A 19,672-nucleotide genomic window follows, 5' to 3' on the forward strand; every position below is an offset into this window, starting at 1 on the left:
GCCCCACAACACACTGCTAGTGAGCAGCAGCCAGCTGCTGCAGCTCAGCTTCGGTGCCGTTGAAGACATCCTCATCCACGATGGTCGGGATGCCATCGACGCGGCCGGTGGAGGAACGCTGCCAGAAGGCCATGCTCTCCCAACCGCCCGGCAGCGAGGTCGGAGCGCTGTCTTCGTAGGCGGCGAGCCACAGCGGGTAGTCGGTGAAGTCGGTCGAGTTACCCATCGGGTTCTGCCAGAACCAACGGTAGGTGTAAATCATCGGGGTTTCGCCGGTCTTTTCCTCAACGCGCTCGAGGAAGTCCTTGGTCCACTTTTGCAGCTGGGTTGGGTTGAGGCCATTGTCTAGCTCGATGTCAAGCACAGGCGGTAGTGTCTTGTCTGTGGAGATTTGTTCATCGCGCTGCTGCAGTGCTTCTACGTACTGGTCAGCCTGCGCGGTTGCGGAGCGATCCGGGTGTGCCTTGTGGTAGCTGCCCACGTACAGACCGGCCTTCGCGGCGGCGATGGAGTCCTCGAGGAAGTACTTCTGGTCACCTTCGACACCGTCGGTGGCCTTGATGAAAGCGAACTTCTGGCCGCTAGCTGCGACCTCGTTCCATTTCAGCGCGACGCCACCTGGGCGCTGCCACTTGGAGACGTCCACACCAGTCGGCCCCATGTGGAAGCCGGTGCGAGCCGGGTTCGACGATGCGCTGGTAGCCGAACCAGTTGAGGAACCGTTGGCATCAGAGCCCTGCGACTCCTGAACAGTCAAAAAGTCGAGCGACCCCTTGGAATCAGCAGCGGACTGGTTGGAGTGTGCAGATGCGTCCTGTGTTTGTGCGTCTGCCGGTGCAATAACACCCAAGGTCAGCGGCGCAACGGCCACGATACTTGCCAAAGTGGCGCGTCCCGGGCGTCGCTTCAACACCGCGTTCGCGGAAAGTGGAAGAAATTTCATGGTTTGCACCTTACCCCCTAAACCACTTCAGCCCCATTCGTAAGCCTAAACTTATTCCACCCCTCCAGTCACAGCTTCAATCCGCCCTTGCCCCTAGACTGGCGGCATGACAAATAGCACTAATACTGAGACCCAGTCCGCAACGCCCCAATTCTCAACAACTCCTCGCCCGCAGGATGACCTCTACTTGGCCACCAACGGTGAGTGGATTAGCAATCACGTCATCCCGGCTGACCGCCCCATCGATGGCGCCTTTTACAAGCTGAGGGATGAGGCGGAGGAAAACGTCCGCGAGCTCATCACCACTGCCGCCGATGCGGATCCGAATTCCCGCGTCGCTCGCTTGTACAACTCTTTTATGGACGAAGCCGCTATTAATAACGCCGGCGCAGCTCCTCTCGCGCAGGATCTAGAAATGATTGCCTCCGCCGAGAACGCGCATGAGCTGGCGTTGGCGCTCGGCCACCTCGACCGTCTCGGTGTCGGTGGTGCGCTCGGGTACTGGGTAGAGAAGGATTCTGGCTCGGACCTGGACGCTCTCTATCTGTTGCAGTCGGGTCTCGGCCTCCCGGATGAGGCTTACTACCGCGAGCCGGGTCACGCCGACACCCTCGCTGCCTATGAACAGCATGTTGCCGCTATGTTGAAGCTCCTCTCCTCGCATGACGACGGCGCGGGGGACCTCTCCACCGCGCTTGCTGCATTCGAGTTGGTGGACCCGGCCGCTGCGGCGGCGCGCATCGTGGCTTTTGAAAAGCGAATTGCCGCTGGTCACTGGAATGTGGTCGATACCCGCGATGCACTGAAGACCTATAACAAGACGGTCATTGCTGACCTCCCCACCGGCTTCCCGGTCGCGGAGTGGCTCGCGGCCACCGGTGTCAATGAGACGAACCAGACTGCCATCGACACCATCGTGGTGATGATGCCGTCGTACTTCGAGCACTTAAGCAAGCTGTGGCAGGACACTGACCTGGCAGATCTGCGCCTGTGGGCACTGTGGCGCGTCCTCCACCAGCGTGCCGCCTACCTGTCGGATGACTTCTCTGCGGAGAGCTTTAACTTCTACGGCCGCACCTTGCAGGGTTCGACCGAGCAGCGTGCACGCTGGAAGCGTGGTGTTGCCTTTGCGGACGGGGCGGTTGGACATGACGTCGGCAAGCTGTATGTGGAAAAGCATTTCCCTCCGGAGTACAAGGAGCAGGTCCTGGAACTGGTGGACTACCTGCTGGCGGCGTACCGGGAGCGCATTTCGCAGCTGCCGTGGATGACGAAGGCGACGCAGGAGCGGGCACTGGAGAAGCTGTCGCTGTTTAAGGCCAAGATTGGTTACCCGGAGCGTTGGCGTGACTACTCGGCCATGGAGCTCGGGGATTCACTGATGGACAATGCTCGCGCTGCCAGCGCTTTTGCGCATGATTATGAGGTGGCAAAGCTGGGCACCCCGGCCAATCGCGATGAATGGCATGGCACTCCGCAGACGGTCAATGCCTTCTACAATCCAGTGGTCAATGACATCACGTTCCCGGCTGCGATTTTGCAGTCTCCGTTCTTCTCACCGGACGCTTCCCCGGCGGAGAACTTCGGTGGCATCGGTGCGGTGATTGGCCATGAGATTGGTCATGGTTTCGATGACCAGGGCTCGCAGTATGATGGCCACGGCAATCTTCACCAGTGGTGGACCGATGAGGATCGCGCAGCGTTTGAGAAGCTGACCGCCGCGCTGGTGGATCAGTACGAGGGACTGGTGCCGCAGGCACTGCGCGAGCAGGCCGAGGAGGGTGCTGACCTGCCCGGCGTCAACGGTCGCTTCACCCTGGGCGAGAACATCGGTGACTTGGGCGGGCTCGGTATTGCCGTCGTTGCTTTCCGACGTTTCCTCGCTGCCCGCGGAGAGGAACTTGGGCTGGAGGACACCCCAGAGACCTACCGTGACCTGTTCAAGCAGTGGGCACTGGTCTGGCGTTCCAAGATTCGTCCGGAGTTTGCACGCCAGCTGCTTGCCATCGACCCGCACTCGCCAGCGGAGTTCCGCTGCAACGTCATTGCCAGCAACATCGATGAGTTCCATGAGGCCTTCGCCACTTCAGCGGGGGACGGCATGTGGCGTGAGCCGAATGAGCGCGTGAATATCTGGTAGCGCTGCGGGAACCCAACCTGCGCTGCGTTACCCTCCGATGCCTTCCGCAGCCTCCGGGGACAGCCAACGCCTCACCGTTTACTACAAATGCAAAAGCTGACTTTTTGTTTTTGCAAACGTGGAACTAAAATCACAGGTGAGGCGCACGCTTTCCCGATGATCAAGTCGGGCAGGGCCCAACCAAGCGAGGTTCCTGTTACAAGTGCGCTTGCTAAGTGCTCTTGCTGGAGGAGGCCGCTGTGGACACTCGCGACATCCAAGCACTCACCGCCGTCAAACTCTATTACGGCGAGGGGCTCACACAGTCTCAGGTTGCAACCGAACTCGGGGTTTCCCGTCCAACGGTCTCTAAACTGCTCAACCTTGGCCGTGAGCGCGGTTACGTGCGCATTGAAATCCACGATCCGCGCGAGGAAGCCTCAGAGACCGCTACGCAGATGCGGGATCGCTACCAGCTCAACGATGTGCGCCTGGCGCAACCGGCACGCGCTGGCAACGCAGTCTTGCTCCGCGAGTTGGGGCGTGTGGGCGCCGAGCTTCTCGACGAGCTGGTGGTCGACGGTACCCTCGTCGGTGTTTCGTGGGGTAAAACCATGTACTCCGTATCCACGCAATTGAAGTCCAAGGATGTCTCGGGCGTGGAAATTGTGCAGCTCAAGGGAGGAATGAGCCACTCTGATAAGTCCACGAACGACATCCGCACTATTGGCGGTTTCTGCCACGCTTTCCACGCCTATGCCCGCACATTGCCGCTGCCGGTGATTTTCGATTCGGTCGAGACCAAGCGCATCGTGGAACAGGATCGGTTCATCGCCAGCGTTTTGGCGCTTGGCCGGACGGTGGACATTGCCGTTTTCACTGTCGGCGCAGTCGACCATGATTCGCTGGCCTTGAACTTGGGGCAGCTGTCGGCAACCGAAAAGGACTTACTCGTGGAGCGCGCAGTGGGCGATGCCTGCTCACGCTTCTACCGCCCGGACGGTGGCATTGCGCTGCCAGAGGTCGATGCCCGCACGGTAGGTATCAGCCTCTCTGACCTGCGCCGAATCCCCACTCGGGTACTTGTCGCCGGTGGCGCACACAAGGCCGAGGCCATCGATGTGGCCCTTCGAACAAAGTTGGCCACTCACTTGGTCATTGACGATGCCACTGCCGAGCGCCTACTTTCGCTGGACTCATCGGACTCATCGGACTCACCGGGCTCGCCAGTCTCACCGTCTAGCCCTGCCCCTCCCTCTGCCACGGAATAGCCGTCTCGGGACGCATCAGTACAAAGAACTGACACCCGGGCCTGAGAAGCGCCTCTGCCCTCTTCGACCGATAGACTTAAGCGAGCCTGCATGTCAGCGCATATGTCGCACACGTACCGCAGCCGCTGTCAGGTCGGAGAGGACGATTCTTTAGGTGTCACCAGCACAGCAGATCAAGCACACACTTCAGGCCTACGAGTCGGCAGATGCATCTTTTGCTCAGTCCGCGAAGAAATTGCCATCCGTGGGATGGAAAGGAGCGCTCTACGCTCTCAAGCGTGCGGGTATCGAGTTTTTCTTGGAGCTCGGTTTCGACGCTGCCGCGAAGTTGACCTACTACACTGTGTTGACCTTCGCGCCTGCACTGCTGGCGATTTACTCAATTGCCACGCTGATGCTGGCCGGCTATACAGAAGACCTCAACCGACTGACCGAGGATTTCATCCGCAGCTACATCCCGGCTGAGTATGCCGAACCGATTCGCAATGTCATCTCAACGATTATCGGCTCCGCCACGGGCGGTCTTGTCGCACTGACTATCGGTATTGTTCTTGCGCTGATTTCGTCGTCGGCCTACACACGCGCATTTTCGCGCACGGGTAACTCCATCTATGGCGTTTCCGAAGGTCGCACGCTTATTCGCTACCACCTGCTCATGGTCGCCATTACGCTATTGCTGCTCATTGGCACGGTGGTGCTGCTTATTGCGATTATTGTCAATGACCAGCTAGTTATCACCATCGTCGAACCGGTTGCCCGCCCGTTGGGCATTGAATCGACCACGCGACAGGTCATTGACTTCTGCATCTCCGTCTGGAGTTGGCTGCGCTGGCCGGTCATTATCGTCATGTCGATGATTCTGATTGGCTCGCTGTACTACTTCACACCGAATGTGCGCATGCGCAAATTCCGCTGGCTCAGTACCGGTTCGGCACTGGCAATTATCAGCTCGCTGATTATTGGCAAGGCATTGCAGCTTTACCTGTTCAACTTTGCGGCTTCAAACCCCTACGGCGCCATGGGTGCCGTCATTGCTCTCATGACTGCACTTTGGGGCATTAATGTCGTCGTGGTCTTCGGCTTCAAGCTGGATGCCGAGGTTGAGAGGATGCGCCAACTGCGCGCCGGCCTGCCCGCAGAGCGATACATCCAGCTTCCACCCAGAGCTACCGCGGCCGCCGAGGGCGAGCAGAAAATCCATCAGAATCTAGAAAAGCAGGCGGCCGAATTCCGAACTGAGGAACTCGACCGCCTGGATAAAATGCCAGCAGAAGCAACTGAAGATTTTTCCTCGCAGCCTGCTGCTGAGACTGACCCTACTACCGATCCGTTCAAGAGGATCGACTAGCAGGGCCAGTAACTAACCACACAGAACCTAGCTATAGCGCAATCACACCCACAATTGCAGCGTTGAGCAGGTTGGTGCACAGACCCGCAATCAGCGCCAGCGGACCGTTCTTGGCAATCTCACCGCGACGTTCCGGCGATAGCGCACCGAAGGAACCGATCTGAATTGCAATGGAAGACAGGTTGGCGAAGCCAGCCAGGGCGAAGGTCGCCAACATGATGGACTTCGGATCCAGCGAGTCGACGTGCTCCGAGAACGAGGTGTAGCCGACGAACTCGTTCAGAATCGTCTTCTCACCAATGAAGCTACCGACCAGCCCTGCGTTCTCCCACGGCACACCAATCAACCAGGCAATCGGCGCGAAGATCAGGCCGAACAGCCCCTCCAGTGACCAGTTTTCCTGACCGAACCAGCCGCCGATGCCGCCAATCATGGCCGACAGCATCGCAATCACAGCGATGAACGCAATCAACAGACATGCCACAACCACAGCGATACGACCACCGGCCAACGCACCCGATCCAAGCGCGTCAATGACGTTCTTCGACTCAGTGTCGCGGACATCCTTCACCGACGCATCCAGATCGGATTCCTCCGTCTCCGGCCAGAAAGTCTTCGCAATCAGCAGCGAGCCCGGCGCGTTCATTACCGATGCCGCCAGCAGGTACTCCAATGGCGCACCGAGCAGGGAGTAACCAATCAACGTCGATCCGGCCACCGAAGCAAAACCGCCCGACATACATGCGAACAGCTCCGACTTGGTCAGTTTCGGAATATACGGCTTAACGACGAGCGGAGCCTCCGACTGCCCGAGGAAAATCACCGTGGAAGCGAAGACGGACTCTACCTTCGAGGTTCCCATAATGAACTTCAGTGCGGACCCGACATACTCAACGAAGTACTGCACTACCCGCAGGTAGTAGAGGGCACCGAGGACTGCGCCCAGGAAGATGATCACTGGCAGCACGTTGAGCACGAAGACGAAGTTTTTCCCCGTGCCGTCGAAAAGATTACCGAAGACAAATGAGGTGCCCTCATTTGTAAAGTCGATCATCTTCTCAATGGCACCGGCGACGCTCTTCAACGCCTGGAAGCCGGGTTCCCACTTCAGCACTACCAGCGCGAACACCGCTTGCAGCAGCAGGCCAACGCCGAGCGTGCGCCAGTTAATGGCTTTCCTGTTCTTTGAGATAGCAATGGCAAATCCGATGACGAGGATGATGCCCAGTAAGCCTTGCAGTCTATCCATGACTAAGGTCTTCTTTCTTGATAAAAGAGGCTGTGGTGATGATGCCTACAGGTCCTCGGGACCAAAGGCGTAAGGGAGAATTTTTTCGAAGTCGATGCTGGCCGGAGCGCCTAAACCACCATTTTCCGGGCGCTCGGATTCCACAATGACACGCTTGCACCCAAATTCGTGCAGGACCTGCCGACAGGCACCACAGGGGTGGCACGGTGCCGCCTTTCGCCCGACAATGGCACAGGCCGCAATCTTATGGTTGCCGCCGTGCTCCGCGACCATGCGGAACACGGCTGTACGCTCTGCGCAGTTGGTCAACCCATAGGACGCATTTTCCACGTTGCAGCCTGTGACCACCGTGCCGTCGTCAAGCAGAAGTGCGGCACCGACCGGAAAACCTGAATAGGGGACGTACGAGTTTTCCGTGGCTGCGTAGGCCTTAGCCAGTAGTTCTTCGTCTGAAATGTAGGACATTGTGCTCTCCCTCCCCGAGCCTGTTCGAGGTGTTTATGCAAACATACTTATGTGGGTACAAATGGAAAGTTGCCTATTGACATTTGTTCTAGTGCTGATGATAATCGGAATCAGCAGAGTTCACAAGACCAATATCGCTAAGCACAATCGCCTATAAAAGGAGCGAACAATGGCTGAAAAGTTCGATGTAGTTGACGTCATCAAGGTAAAGCGTGATGGCGGTGAGCTCAGTCCGGAAGAGATTTCCTGGGTCATTGATGCCTACACTCGCGGTGTCGTGGGCGATGAACAGATGGCGGCGCTGAACATGGCCATCTTCATCCGCGGCATGAACCGTCGCGAGATTGTGGATTGGACTCAGGCGATGATTGACTCGGGCGAGACCATGAGCTTCGCATCGCTGAGCAAGCCCACCACGGACAAACACTCCACCGGTGGTGTCGGTGACAAGATCACGCTGCCGCTGGGCCCACTGGTGTCCTCCTACGGCGTGGCCGTCCCGCAGCTGTCCGGCCGCGGCCTCGGCCACACCGGCGGCACCCTGGACAAGCTGGAATCCATTCCGGGCTGGCAGGCTGATGTTCCGAATGACCGCTTGATGCAGATCCTGGAGGATTCCGGCGCGGTCGTCGCAGCAGCCGGTGCGGGTCTGGCACCTGCGGATAAGAAGATTTACGCGCTGCGTGACATCACCTCGACGGTCGACTGCATTCCACTGATTGCCTCGTCGATCATGTCCAAGAAGATTGCGGAGGGCACCTCCAGCTTGGTGCTGGATGTCAAGGTCGGTTCGGGCGCCTTCATGAAGGATCTGAATCAGGCCCGCGAACTGGCCCGCACCATGGTTGACCTGGGCAACGACGCGGGCGCGAACACCCGCGCGCTGCTGACGGACATGTCCACGCCGCTGGGCCTGACCATCGGCAACGCCCTCGAGGTCCGCGAATCGGTGGAGGTTCTCGCCGGCGGCGGCCCCGCAGACGTCGTGGAGCTGACCTGTGAACTGGCCCGAAACATGCTCGAGCTGGCCGGCGTGCACGATGCCGACGTGGAGCAGGCTCTGAAGGACGGCCGCGCAATGGATTCGTGGAAGAAGATGATCCGCGCTCAGGGCGGCGATCCGGATGCCGCGTTGCCGGTGGCACCTCACACGCACGATGTGGTTGCGCAGGCTGACGGTTACCTGACCAAGCTGGATGCACTGGCTCTCGGCGTTGGTTCCTGGCGCTTGGGCGCGGGACGTGCTCGTAAGGATGATCCGGTGCAGGCCACTGCCGGTATTGAGATTTTCGCCAAGCCGGGAGACAAGGTGGTCAAGGGCCAGAAGCTGCTCACGCTGCACACTGAAACTCCGGATAAGTTCGAGCGCGCTCTCGAGTCCATCGAGCCGGGCATTGAAATCGGCGACACCGCGCCGACAGCCGAGCGCGAGATTATCCTCGATCGCGTGTCCTAGAAAATTTCTGACGGGCTCGCGCCGGCGCCACTTCCCCGTCCCGAGCCCGCCACCTCCCTACTTTTAAGCTCTCTCCCAAATTTCCGAAAGGACTTGATTTCTCCCATGACTTCCCGCGCTGATGTTGCCAAGATGATTGACCACACCCTGCTTAAGCCAGAAGCCACCTCTGACCAGGTCAAGGCTCTTATCGCCGAGGCCGGCAAGCTCGGCACCTACTCCATCTGCATCTCCCCCTCGCAGCTCCCAGTCGAGGTGCCTGAGGGCCTGCACATCGCCACTGTCGTCGGCTTCCCCTCCGGCGCGGTAAAGGCCGAGATCAAGGCCGCTGAAGCCGCTCGCGCTGTGGCCGATGGCGCTGAAGAAGTCGACATGGTCATCAACATCGCCTTCGCCAAGGAGCACCGCTTCGACGACCTCGAGGCCGAAATCAAGGCTGTTCGCGACGCCATTCCGGACAAGATCCTGAAGGTCATCATCGAGTCGGCCGCCCTGACCGACGAGGAAATCATCGCAGCTTGCAAGGCCTCCGAGTCCGCAGGCGCAGACTTCGTAAAGACCTCCACAGGCTTCCACCCGGCCGGCGGCGCTTCCGCTCACGCTGTGAAGCTCATGCGCGAAACCGTGGGCGACCGCCTTGGCGTCAAGGCCTCTGGCGGTATCCGCGATGCCGCTGCCGCTGAGGAAATGATTGCCGCTGGCGCCTCTCGCCTGGGCCTTTCCTCCTCCGCCGCCGTCCTCGACGGTCTGAAGTAGGCGAACCCCGATGCTCTCCGAACAGCTACAAGCCACCATCACCGATTGGATCGCCCACGATCCGGACTCGGCCACCGCCGCCGAGCTCTCCTCGCTTTACGACGAAGCCAAGGCCGCCAACCCCGATGCGATTGCCGAGCTGGAAAGCCGTTTCGCCGGGCCACTCGAATTCGGCACTGCAGGTCTTCGCGGTGTCGTTGCAGCTGGTCAGTCCCGCATGAACCGTGCCACGGTCATCCGTGCCACCGCTGGCCTGGTTGCGCATCTGAAGAACATTGTGGGCGACGACTTCACCGTGGTCATTGGTTGCGATGCCCGCCACGGCTCCGCCGATTTTCACCGAGATGCCGCCGCGGTTGTCGCCGCAGCCGGTGGCAAGGCCCTGGCTCTGCCACAGCAGCTGCCCACACCGGTGACCGCCTTTGCCGTGCGCCACCTCAATGCTGATGCCGGCATCATGGTCACGGCCAGCCACAATCCACCGAAGGACAACGGCTACAAGGTTTACCTCGGTGGCCGCGCGGTGGAGTCGGATTCCCGCCGAGGCGTCCAGATCATCGCGCCCCATGACAAGCAGATTGCGGACGCCATCGCCGCTGCTCCACCAGCTGATGAGGTCCCGCGTGACTTCGATGCCGTCGAGCAGGTTGGTCCTGAACTACTGGACGCCTATGTGAAACGGGCGGCTGCGCCCGCAACGACGTCGTCAAGCGAAGAGAAGCAGGCAGCGAAGATTGTTCTCACCCCGATGCATGGTGTCGGCGGCGAGACCATCGTGCGCACACTGAACGCGGCAGGTTTCTCGAATGTCAGCGTGGTCGAGAAGCAGTTCGCGCCGGATCCGGAGTTCCCGACGGTATCGTTCCCGAACCCGGAGGAAGCCGGTGCGCTGGATCTTGCGTTTGAGCTGGCACGTGCTGAAGACGCGGATGTCATCATCGCGGCTGATCCGGATGCGGACCGCTGCTCGGTAGCTATTCCGGACAGCGGCGTCGATGGCGGCTGGCGACAGCTCTCCGGCGACGATATCGGTGCGTTTCTGGGTGAAGTCATCGCTGCGGATGCCGAGGCCCGTGGGATTGCGACCGTGACCAATGATGAGGGCGCAGAGTTCCCGGCCACAATGGCTAACTCGATTGTGTCCTCACGCCTGCTGGACAAGATTGCCGCAGGTCACGGACTGAATTATCGCGCTACACTGACTGGCTTTAAGTGGATTGCTGGTGTGGACGGGCTCGTCTTCGGCTACGAGGAGGCCATTGGCTACTGCACTGACCCGGCAGTCGTTCGAGACAAGGACGGCGTATCTGCGGCGGTGCGTGTCGCCGATGCTGTGGCGCGACTGAAGGGTCAGGGGCTTGGTATTCAGGATTTGCTGGATACTGTCGCTAGCACCCACGGTCTGTACAAGACCGCCCCGCTGACTTTCCGAGTCGAAGACCGCTCACTGATTACCAAGGGCATGGACACTCTGCGCGCCAACCCACCTGCGCAGCTCGCCGGATCGAAGGTCACGCAGGTCACGGACATGAATGATGGCCTAGACATGGTCGACGCCAAGGGCGAGAGCTATCACATCCCGCCTACCGACGGCATTCTCATCCTCACCGAGGCCAACGACCGCGTCATTGCTCGGCCTTCCGGCACGGAACCGAAGCTGAAGTGCTACCTGGAAGTCGTGCTGCCGCTCGCTTCGGCCGCGATTCCGCACGCGGCCGCGGCCGAGCGGCTCGACCAGATTAAGGCCGAGCTCAAGGAAATCCTGGGGATGTAGCCACTAAGCAGCTAACCAATAGGCAGCTACCAGCTACACCCGGCAACAAACTGGGGTGCGCATGAACAAAACGGCCGAAAAATGGCCGTGAAGTCTCACGCGCACCCCAGTTTCGCATGTGCAGCCCGGAGTCTTGGGCCGGCTCACAAGTTACTGACTAGGTTTATGACAAAAACAAGCAGAAATTAGTGCCGAAACTGACATAAGCTTAGGCAGTTTCTCGATGGTCACAACCTCATTTGAAGCTCACCACCTCATTTCGGGTCTAGCTAAACCCGTTCTGGCCGCATTTTGCGGACGACATGCGTCTCCTAACATGCTTTACAGTTTTCCCAGTAATACAATAAAAGCCGTTAACCGTGTCCCCAGGGGATGGAGCACCATTCGCTACGCGGGTTGGGCTCATCACAGGGGGAACACTTCCTCCTCGTGATTGGTACGTCCAGCATGTCGCATAACGAGTTCCCCAGCTCAGACCCCAACTACAATTCGAATCCTTCCACCGGTTCTTTCGGCCCCGTGTACCCGAACCAGGCACCTCAACCCCAACCACAACCACAGCCCCAGCCCCAATTCGCTGCGCAGCCGGCACCAACTTTCGCTTACGCAGCCCCGGCGTATCCGCAGCAAAGATCAGGTACTTCCGGCGCAATGATAGCGCTCATTTCAGTGCTGTGCGTAGTGTTGTTAGGTCTGATTGGCGCGGTACTTTATGTCACCCTGAGTAAAGATGACTCGGTAACTGCGGCCGACACACAGACGGCTGCCACTACACAGGCCGCTGCCGATGCTTCGAGCCAGCCCAACCCACCGGTCACACAGACTGAGACCGTGGTTGTTCAAGATTCGAGTGGCTCATCCGGTAATTCGGGCTCGTCTCGCTCATCGGGCCTGGCTGGCGGCAACCTCTCCAGCGCATGGAAGGGCACGTCCTCAACGAGCGATCCGTTCGTTCGAAATGTACACAGCGCCTACGTCCGCTATCGCAATTCCACTGGTGCGGAATCCGGCACCATCACGGCCTACAGCCCAACGACTGGCCTGACCTACAACATGTGGTGCCGCCCATCTGGTAGCAACATCAAGTGCACGGGCGGCCGTAACGCAGTGGTGTACATCGGCTAACGCATACCGCCCACCGCCACGGTCACAGCACTCCAGTCCGCGACCTACGCCACTGCGTCGTCTAGGCCGCCAGCTAGGTCGTGGAAAATGGCCCGGTTGAGACGAAATGCCTTTTTCGCCTCGTCAACCACGGCATCTTTGTCGGCATCCGAAATGCCCAGCTCAGACAGTCTCTGTCGGTAGCCGTCGCGGTAGGGCTTAATTTTTCCGATCGCGGAGAAGTCATAGAATCGGGTTCCCTCCGCACCGATGCCGTAATGCTTGGCCAGCATGGACGCAATCACCTGACCACCAGAAAGATCGCCCAGGTAGCGAACGTAATGGTGTGCCAATGCGGCGTTGGCGTTGCCGTTGCTTTCGATTTCACGAAGCTCGGCCACGTAGTTCTTTGTCGCCTCCACTGGCGAGATCTTTTCCCGCCAATCAGGCCCCACCAAATGTTCAAGGTCGGCCGCCAGAGCCTCCAGGCGCTCCAGCTGTGCATCGTAGACCGCGCTGACCTGCGGCGACTCCGCAGTGGACCGCACGGCCTGCTCCAACGCTTCGTACACAAAGTACAGCTGACCAGTTAGATCGATGGCCGCCTGCGCATTCAGTTCACCCGCAAGCAGCCTCGACATGAAGTCGGAGTTCTCCGCTTCACTGTGGACACCCGCAGTCTCCACTTTGAGTCGCTCTGCCAGGGGCTGAGCAGCCTGCTTGTCACCTTCTTTAATCGTGTTTTCAACCATGGCTTTCTTCTTTCTCTGTGAGGTTCGGAGACTGGGGTGAGAGATTGTGGCCCGCGCGCTGAGGCACCAGCACGGGGTTGCCCGCGGAGTCCTGAAGCACTTCCACACCGATGCCGTAGACTTCGCTGACGGTCTGTGCATCTAGGTTTTCTGCAGGCGGGCCTTGCTTTACGACGCGCCCCTGCGCCACCACCACAACGTGATCGGCATACGCCGCTGCGGCGGACAAATCGTGCAGGACCACGACCACGGCTTTGCCCGCCGCCGCGCGGGCGCGCATCATTCCCATAATTTTTTCGGCATGGTGGAGGTCCAGGGCCGCGGTCGGTTCGTCGAGAAGCACGACGGGAGTGTCCTGGTAGAACACGCGCGCGCTGTGGACGCGGGCGCGCTCGCCGCCGGAGAGGGTCGGGACTTCCCGGTCAAGAAGGTGCGCGACGTCGCATTCAGTGATGACTTCCGCGAGCAGCTCTTCGTTCGGGCAGCCCCAGGGGTTGCGTCCGAAGTCGATGACTTCGCGGCTGGTGAATGGCACGGACAGTTCTTGGCTCTGTACCAGGACGGCGCGGTAGCGGGCCAGGTCGGCGATGGAGAGCTCGGTAATGGAGTGCTCGCCGATCCGGACGTCGCCGCCGCTCAGCTCATGGTCGCCGGAAAGCGCTGCAAGGAGTGTCGACTTTCCAGCACCATTCGGGCCGACCAGCGCGGTGACTTTTCCGGGCTCGGCGACCACGGAAATATCGTTGAGGATGCGGTGACCGTCCAGGGTGATGCTGACATTTTCGGCAGAAATGCCCAGGCCAGAGTGAATTTCCATTAGTGCACCGCCCTCTTCGAACGCAGGAGCAGCCAGAAGAACAGTGGTCCACCGACAATCGAGGTAAGCATTCCCAGTGGCAGGTCCGCACCGGTGATCATGGTGCGGGCCGCAAGGTCGGCCAGCGTTGTGGCCAGCGCGCCGCCGAGGATGCATGCGGGAATCAGCGTGCGATGCGCTGGTCCCAGCAGCAGTCGTGCAGCGTGCGGCACGACCAGGCCGATGAAGACGATGATGCCGGAAAATGCCACGCCAGCCGCCACGACCAGGGACGTGCCAAAAATGATGGCGCGACGCAGCGTGACGACGTTAATACCCAGGTGGCGGGCTTGCGCTTCACCAAGACTCAGAATGTCCAGCTTGCGGTAGCTGACCCACATGGCAATTACGGCTGGAACTGTCACCAGCGTAATGATGACAACCTGCGTCCAGGTGGCGCTGGCAAACGAGCCCATCTGCCAGAACACAATGCGGTCGCGGGCAGCCGTGGAGGCTACGAATGTCAGGAGCGACACCAGACCACCACAGATGGAGTTCACAGCCACACCGACCAGAATGATTCGGGCGATATCGCGGCCACCGTGCGCATTGGCGGCCACAATAGCCGTGGCCACCGCACCACCGATAAAAGCTGAGACCGCAATGGCCCAGCTGCTGGCGAAGACACTCAACACTCCGCCGAGCACCCCGGAAAGCCCGGCGGCGGTGCCCAAAACTGTGGCGGTGGCAGCGCCGACGGCGGCGCCGGAGGAAACGCCGATGAGGCCGGGTTCGGCAAGCGGGTTGCCGAACACCGCTTGCAGCGCCACACCCGCGAGGGCTAGCCCCGCGCCAACGAGGCAGGCCAGCGCGATGCGCGGCAGTCGCACCTGCCACAGCACAGTATCGATGGGCTCTGGCGCATCACCGAGACCGCCATTGAACACTAGCCTCACCATTGAGCTCAGTGATTCGCCGATGGTGGCGCCGAACTGCCCTACGGAGGCCGACCAACCTATTGCCAGCACCAGCGCTAGGGCGAGTCCAATGAAAACGGCCGCCTGTCTGAACGGACTAGTTTTGTTCGCGGTTGTCTGCATTGCTCAGCCAGTCACTTCCCCGCAGTCTTGTCAGCACCGTAGAGAGCATCCGCAATGGCGCGGATCGCACGCGGCGACTGCGAGTCAAAGGACAGCAGCTGCGAATCGGGCACGTCCACAACGGACTCATTCTGGCCCGCCGGGGTCTGTGCGATACCCGGGATTTCCTTCAAGCCTTCAATCCCGCCGACGGACTCCAGGCCACCAGACATAACCAGGATGGTGTCTGGAGCCGCAGCGATGAGCGACTCTGGCGTAATCGGCGTGAACGCACCTTCAATACCCACGCCCTCACCGGCATCAACACCGCCGAGACGAGTGATCAGAGAACGCCCACCAGAATCCGGTCCCGCAATCATGGCCACACCGGTTCCGCGCACGTAGAGAATCATCATCTTGCGGCCATCGGCCTTGGCCTGCGCGTACTCGGTCGCAGCCGCCAGCTCCTTGTCCAGGTGCTCCTTCACCGGGCCAACTTGGTCAGCCAGGCCGACTGCGCCCGCAACCTCGTCGATAAGCGTGTTGATGGTCTCGGGAGTGCGCTCGTCCGACACATGGACGACGGTGATCCCCGCTTTTTCAAACGTGTCGAATACGCGGCTGGGGCCGATTGTGCCATCGGTAATGATGAGCTCCGGCTTCAGCTTCATCACCGACTCAGCATTGACTGCATGTCCGCCAATGGTGAGGTTCGGCAGATCCTTTACCGCCGGGAAATCGGAGGTGGAGTCGCGCCCCACCAGACGGTCTCCGAGGCCAAGCGTGTAGACCGCTCGGCTGAGTGCTCCCGCCCGGTCAAGCGTGAGAATACGCTGGTAGTCCTTATCTTCTGCCGGCTTCGGGTCTTTCAGCAGCACTTCGGGGTTTTCCGAAGGTAGGTTCGCATGCGCGGCACCGTGAGCGGAAATGTTGTCGGCGCGCGGAACCGTCGTCACGCCAGCGCTTGACGACGATGCCCCCTCCCTCGCGGCATCATCGGAACCACAGGCGACTAGTCCTGCGACTAGGACAACACTCAGCAGTGTTCCGGCAAGGCTGCGAACGCGACAGGCAGGCACGGTGAACATATTCCCCCTCTGTGAGCTGACGCTGCACGGAGATAGACGACAAAAAGATTGACTAAATAACGACTAACACTAGTAACAAAGAGCTTAGAAAGGACTTTGCTCTACTCACCCAAAGAATCTTAGGCTATCTTTTAGTTCTAGGTTAGCCTACCCTTAAATAAAGATAGTAATTTCTACAGTTTTTCGGAAGGACGTTACCTCCTATGACTACTCGTACACTCCAGCGTCGCGCGGCTTTCCTGGCTGTTCCGGCCGTCGCCGCACTTCCACTTCTCGCCGCCTGTGGCACAGATGACGCGGACGATGCCGCACAGGATGCTACCAACGCCTCGGAAACCACCAGCTCGGCTGCAGATCAAGAAACCGACGCCAGCGCCGGCGAAGTAACCATGGAGGCCGAGCCGGTCAACGACCTCTCCGAGGGCGATGTCATCTCCGTCGACCTGTCTGGTCTCGACCCCGACTACGGCTACTACGCCGCACTCTGCGCCGCCGAGAAGGCTCCAGGCAACCCCGTCCCGGACTGCACCGGTGACCGCAGTGCCGGCACCCAGTCGCAGCAGTGGATTACCAAGAAGTCCGGCGGCACCACCACCATCGCCGACGACAACACCGCACACTTCGAGCTCAGCGTTGTGCCCACCGGCGAGGCCGTGGACTGCACCCAGCAGGACTGCGTGCTGAAGCTCTTCGGTGACCACAGCGAGGGCTTCGAGGACATCACCGAGATCCCGGTTACTTTCGCTAAGTAGGCCAAACCACACACGCGCAGGCGTCGCAGTCCTAGGCTAAGAGCCATGGAAACCGACCAGCCTGCGACTGCTTTAGAAGCGGCACCGCGCCGCATCACACTCCTGCCCGGCGACGGCATCGGCCCTGAAATCACCGATGCCTGCCGAGGACTCATCGCCGATGTCTTCCCCCACTGGGAGCTAACAGAGGCACAAATTGGCTGGTCACAGTGGTGTGCGCACGGCAATCCCGTCCCACAGGAAACCTGGGAAACACTTGCGCGCAGCGATGCCGCTCTGCTCGCGGCGATTACCTCCAAGCCCGCTCGCGAGGCCGAGGAAGAACTAGCACCGCATCTGCGCGGTACCGGCCTGACTTACCGCTCCCCTGTTCTCCAGCTGCGCCAGCGTCTCGACCTCTTCGCCAACATCCGCCCGGTCACCCTGCCCGGCGCGACTGCCGATTTCACCATCGTCCGCGAAAACACCGAGGGCCTCTACAGTCACGACTATCTCCTCCCGCCTCACGACGCCCCGGCCGACTCCCCGCACCACCACCTGTGGGCAGAGGTAGTGGAGGACTCGACGGTGACTCGCGCCGTCGATAAGCGTGGCGAAGTTGCGGTTTCTTTGCGCGTGACGACGTCCTTTGCGTGGCACCGCCTTGCGCGACAGGCTGCCAAGTTGGCTCTCGCGCGGCAGGCGGCAAACCCCGATTCGGAGGCCACGCCGACGGTGACGGTGGCGGACAAGCCGAATATCCTGCGGGACTCTGCGCGTGTGATTCGCGGGGCAGTTGAAGAGGTGGCGGAGGAGTATTCGCAGGTCGCATTCGATTTTGCCAATGCGGATGCCGTGGCAATGCAGCTGGTGACCGACCCGGCGCGCTTTGATGTCATCATCGCGGAAAACCTTATCGGCGACATCCTCAGTGACATTGGTGCAGGACTGATTGGCGGGCTGGGGCTGGCGGCGTCGGCGAATGTTGGCGACGACTTTGCGGTTTTCGAGCCCGTGCATGGTTCGGCACCGGACATTGCCGGGCGCGGCATCGCCAACCCGGCTGCGTTTTTGCTCTCTGCAGCAATGTGCGCGGAGCATCTTGGGCATCCGACCTCGGAACTTGCGCCGGCTGCCAAGCTGCGCGAGGCCGTCTACGCCGCGACACGCACTGCCGCGACGCCAGACCTCGGCGGAACCGCGACTACCAGCGAGTTTGTGGCTGCGGTGCGGGCGGAGCTGGGGTTGTAGGCATTGACTCGATTACGAAGCGCAATTAAAGTGGTTGCTATCAATCCCAGCCGTTGACCCTCCGCCGATAAGGAGAGCGCCGATGACTGGGGGTTAAGTAGCAAAAAGTGTGTCCGCTCGGCGTGTTGCGGGGCGGGCACACCGTTTGTTACTTCATGGGGCCTTTTCTGATTCCTATCGAGTGTTCGTACTCGGTTGGGATAGCGTTGTCGTAGAAGGCTGGTCGGCCTGTTTCATGGTCGGCTTTGTTGTGGTCTTCTTCGACAAGATCGTTGACTTTGGCGAGTTGATCTTGGCCGAAATTGCACTGCCTGGCGATCTTTAATGGGTCGTCAGGCAGTTGCGTTTTCGAGTGCAGGTACCACTCGAGCATTTTTCGTTGGCGTTCCCCGGACCTGCCGCGATGCGCGTCGGCGATGCGTTTGAGCCCGGCGTTGATGCCGCCTTCCAGACTGTTTGTCGTTGAAGCCCAGCGTTGAGGCTCAAGCGCATTCGGTGGTGGCTGCAGGTAGGTAAACAGCCATCCTTTCCGTGAGAGGTGCAGCAGGGAGTTGTATGCCTTGCGAACTCGCAGATGGGTCCATTCCCACTGGTTGTTGAGTGTGCGGCGCTCTTTTGACACGGGCGTTTTCTCGTTGAGGAATGCTTTGAATACCTGTCCGAAGTCGTGCAGACGCAGCGTCCACTCCCGTGCCTGGTCGAGTGTGGTGATACGGGTCAGTTTCAACGCCAGGGCGTAGATGGCTTTGCCGGCGTCGGTGCGTGGTCGTGATGTGGTGTAGCGGCGGATGACGCGTTGCGCATGGACGAGGCATCGTTGGATTATCGCGTTCGGCCAGCAGGCTTTAATCGCAGTAAGTGCGCCTTGTCCGCCGTCGAGGACGACGCAGAGCGGCTCAGCGATTTTGCGGAGTAGCTGCGTGTAGGCGTGGGCGGTTTCGTGTTTGGTCCAGTGCCATGCGATGACGTGGTCGTGGCTGGCTGCGACGAGCAAGCATCCGGCGGCGGTGTAGGTACCGTCGATGAAGATCTGGTCGTAGATGCGCTGTGGGTCACCGTCGTTGGGGATGTCGATGAGCCAGAACGGTTTGAATCGGCGGTCAAGTGTCCAACGGCTTACCCCTTGTTGCTGGGCGAGTTCAGACAACGTTGCTGTGGAGGTGGCATAAGAGACGAAGGCTTTAAAGTCGCGGGTCTGCGTGCGGTCGGTGCGGGTTCGTGTCGTGGAACTGCCGCAGTTCGGGTCCTTGCATCGCCACCTGGTTGTGCCTTTAGAAGTGGTTCCGTTTTTCTTCATTTGCCCAGCGCATATCGGGCATCGTGGTCTGTTTTTACTCACCCGGAAAGCACACCAACCCCCGATTAGCACATGCGGGTGCCATTCCGGTGGATTGAACACTAATCGGGCGGATATAAGGTCTTGATGCTTATATCCGCCCGATTTACCCAGCCTAATCAGCAGTAATGCTGAAAGTCAGACACACTTTTTG

17 protein-coding genes are annotated in these 19,672 nt (G+C 59.9%); 9 read left to right on the plus strand and 8 right to left on the minus strand.

Annotation, left to right across the window (positions count from 1 at the left end):
- Positions 1-16: 16 nt before the first annotated feature.
- On the minus strand, positions 17-943 hold the full coding sequence (locus ADM64_RS08625; protein ID WP_049193896.1) for a glycoside hydrolase family 25 protein: 927 nt from the start codon (positions 941-943) through the stop codon (positions 17-19).
- Positions 944-1,049: 106 nt separating this feature from the next.
- On the opposite strand from ADM64_RS08625, the gene ADM64_RS08630 reads away from it, so the two are divergent.
- From ADM64_RS08630 to ADM64_RS08640, 3 genes are all read left to right on the plus strand, one after another.
- The gene (locus tag ADM64_RS08630) at positions 1,050-3,083 is read left to right on the plus strand and encodes a M13 family metallopeptidase (protein ID WP_049193897.1); all 2,034 of its coding nucleotides are present in this window, start codon (positions 1,050-1,052) and stop codon (positions 3,081-3,083) included.
- A gap of 239 nt (positions 3,084-3,322) precedes the next feature.
- Positions 3,323-4,333 (plus strand): sugar-binding transcriptional regulator, encoded by a 1,011-nt coding sequence (locus tag ADM64_RS08635; protein WP_049193916.1) that lies wholly within the window; start codon positions 3,323-3,325, stop codon positions 4,331-4,333.
- A gap of 154 nt (positions 4,334-4,487) precedes the next feature.
- Positions 4,488-5,681, plus strand: a complete 1,194-nt coding sequence (locus ADM64_RS08640; protein WP_241486353.1) for a YihY/virulence factor BrkB family protein — start codon at positions 4,488-4,490, stop codon at positions 5,679-5,681.
- Positions 5,682-5,712: 31 nt separating this feature from the next.
- Here ADM64_RS08640 and ADM64_RS08645 read toward each other — a convergent pair whose 3' ends face one another.
- The gene (locus ADM64_RS08645) at positions 5,713-6,930 is read right to left on the minus strand and encodes a NupC/NupG family nucleoside CNT transporter (protein ID WP_048732023.1); all 1,218 of its coding nucleotides are present in this window, start codon (positions 6,928-6,930) and stop codon (positions 5,713-5,715) included.
- Between the two features lie 45 nt (positions 6,931-6,975).
- Positions 6,976-7,395: a cytidine deaminase gene (locus ADM64_RS08650; protein WP_048732021.1), complete on the minus strand. Its 420-nt coding sequence runs from the start codon at positions 7,393-7,395 to the stop codon at positions 6,976-6,978.
- 169 nt (positions 7,396-7,564) lie between these two features.
- On the opposite strand from ADM64_RS08650, the gene ADM64_RS08655 reads away from it, so the two are divergent.
- The 4 genes from ADM64_RS08655 to ADM64_RS11150 all read left to right on the plus strand — a co-directional run bounded on the left by ADM64_RS08655 (position 7,565) and on the right by ADM64_RS11150 (position 12,506).
- Complete coding sequence (locus ADM64_RS08655) at positions 7,565-8,851, plus strand: thymidine phosphorylase (RefSeq protein ID WP_049193898.1); 1,287 nt, start codon at positions 7,565-7,567, stop codon at positions 8,849-8,851.
- Between the two features lie 105 nt (positions 8,852-8,956).
- Entirely contained in the window at positions 8,957-9,607 is a 651-nt protein-coding gene (gene deoC, locus ADM64_RS08660; protein ID WP_049193900.1) for a deoxyribose-phosphate aldolase, read from the plus strand.
- Positions 9,608-9,617: 10 nt separating this feature from the next.
- Complete coding sequence (locus tag ADM64_RS08665) at positions 9,618-11,381, plus strand: phospho-sugar mutase (protein WP_049193902.1); 1,764 nt, start codon at positions 9,618-9,620, stop codon at positions 11,379-11,381.
- Between the two features lie 651 nt (positions 11,382-12,032).
- A complete protein-coding gene (locus ADM64_RS11150) occupies positions 12,033-12,506 on the plus strand; it encodes a hypothetical protein (protein ID WP_239272240.1) in 474 nt (157 codons plus the stop codon).
- 44 nt (positions 12,507-12,550) lie between these two features.
- Here the strand turns inward: ADM64_RS11150 and ADM64_RS08675 are convergent, their stop codons facing one another.
- Genes ADM64_RS08675 through ADM64_RS08690 form a run of 4 tightly spaced genes read right to left on the minus strand, consistent with a single transcriptional unit; the run spans position 12,551 to position 16,200 of the window.
- Positions 12,551-13,237: a heme oxygenase (biliverdin-producing) gene (locus ADM64_RS08675; protein WP_049193904.1), complete on the minus strand. Its 687-nt coding sequence runs from the start codon at positions 13,235-13,237 to the stop codon at positions 12,551-12,553.
- Positions 13,230-14,054: a heme ABC transporter ATP-binding protein gene (locus ADM64_RS08680; RefSeq protein WP_049193906.1), complete on the minus strand. Its 825-nt coding sequence runs from the start codon at positions 14,052-14,054 to the stop codon at positions 13,230-13,232. The genes ADM64_RS08675 and ADM64_RS08680 overlap by 8 nt, the downstream gene beginning before the upstream one ends.
- The gene (locus ADM64_RS08685; protein ID WP_016421808.1) at positions 14,054-15,133 is read right to left on the minus strand and encodes a FecCD family ABC transporter permease; all 1,080 of its coding nucleotides are present in this window, start codon (positions 15,131-15,133) and stop codon (positions 14,054-14,056) included. The genes ADM64_RS08680 and ADM64_RS08685 overlap by 1 nt, the downstream gene beginning before the upstream one ends.
- An 11-nt stretch (positions 15,134-15,144) precedes the next feature.
- Positions 15,145-16,200, minus strand: a complete 1,056-nt coding sequence (locus ADM64_RS08690; RefSeq protein WP_049193908.1) for a heme/hemin ABC transporter substrate-binding protein — start codon at positions 16,198-16,200, stop codon at positions 15,145-15,147.
- Between the two features lie 203 nt (positions 16,201-16,403).
- On the opposite strand from ADM64_RS08690, the gene ADM64_RS08695 reads away from it, so the two are divergent.
- Both ADM64_RS08695 and ADM64_RS08700 read left to right on the plus strand, forming a co-directional pair.
- On the plus strand, positions 16,404-16,952 hold the full coding sequence (locus ADM64_RS08695) for a neocarzinostatin apoprotein domain-containing protein (RefSeq protein ID WP_049172509.1): 549 nt from the start codon (positions 16,404-16,406) through the stop codon (positions 16,950-16,952).
- 45 nt (positions 16,953-16,997) lie between these two features.
- Entirely contained in the window at positions 16,998-18,182 is a 1,185-nt protein-coding gene (locus tag ADM64_RS08700) for an isocitrate/isopropylmalate dehydrogenase family protein (protein ID WP_049193910.1), read from the plus strand.
- A 148-nt stretch (positions 18,183-18,330) separates the two neighbouring features.
- Here the strand turns inward: ADM64_RS08700 and ADM64_RS08705 are convergent, their stop codons facing one another.
- On the minus strand, positions 18,331-19,521 hold the full coding sequence (locus ADM64_RS08705) for an IS1249 family transposase (RefSeq protein WP_162838042.1): 1,191 nt from the start codon (positions 19,519-19,521) through the stop codon (positions 18,331-18,333).
- Positions 19,522-19,672: the final 151 nt, after the last annotated feature.

This window comes from Corynebacterium sp. 401_CJEI (genome assembly GCF_001076435.1).
Taxonomy (GTDB): domain Bacteria; phylum Actinomycetota; class Actinomycetes; order Mycobacteriales; family Mycobacteriaceae; genus Corynebacterium; species Corynebacterium jeikeium_D.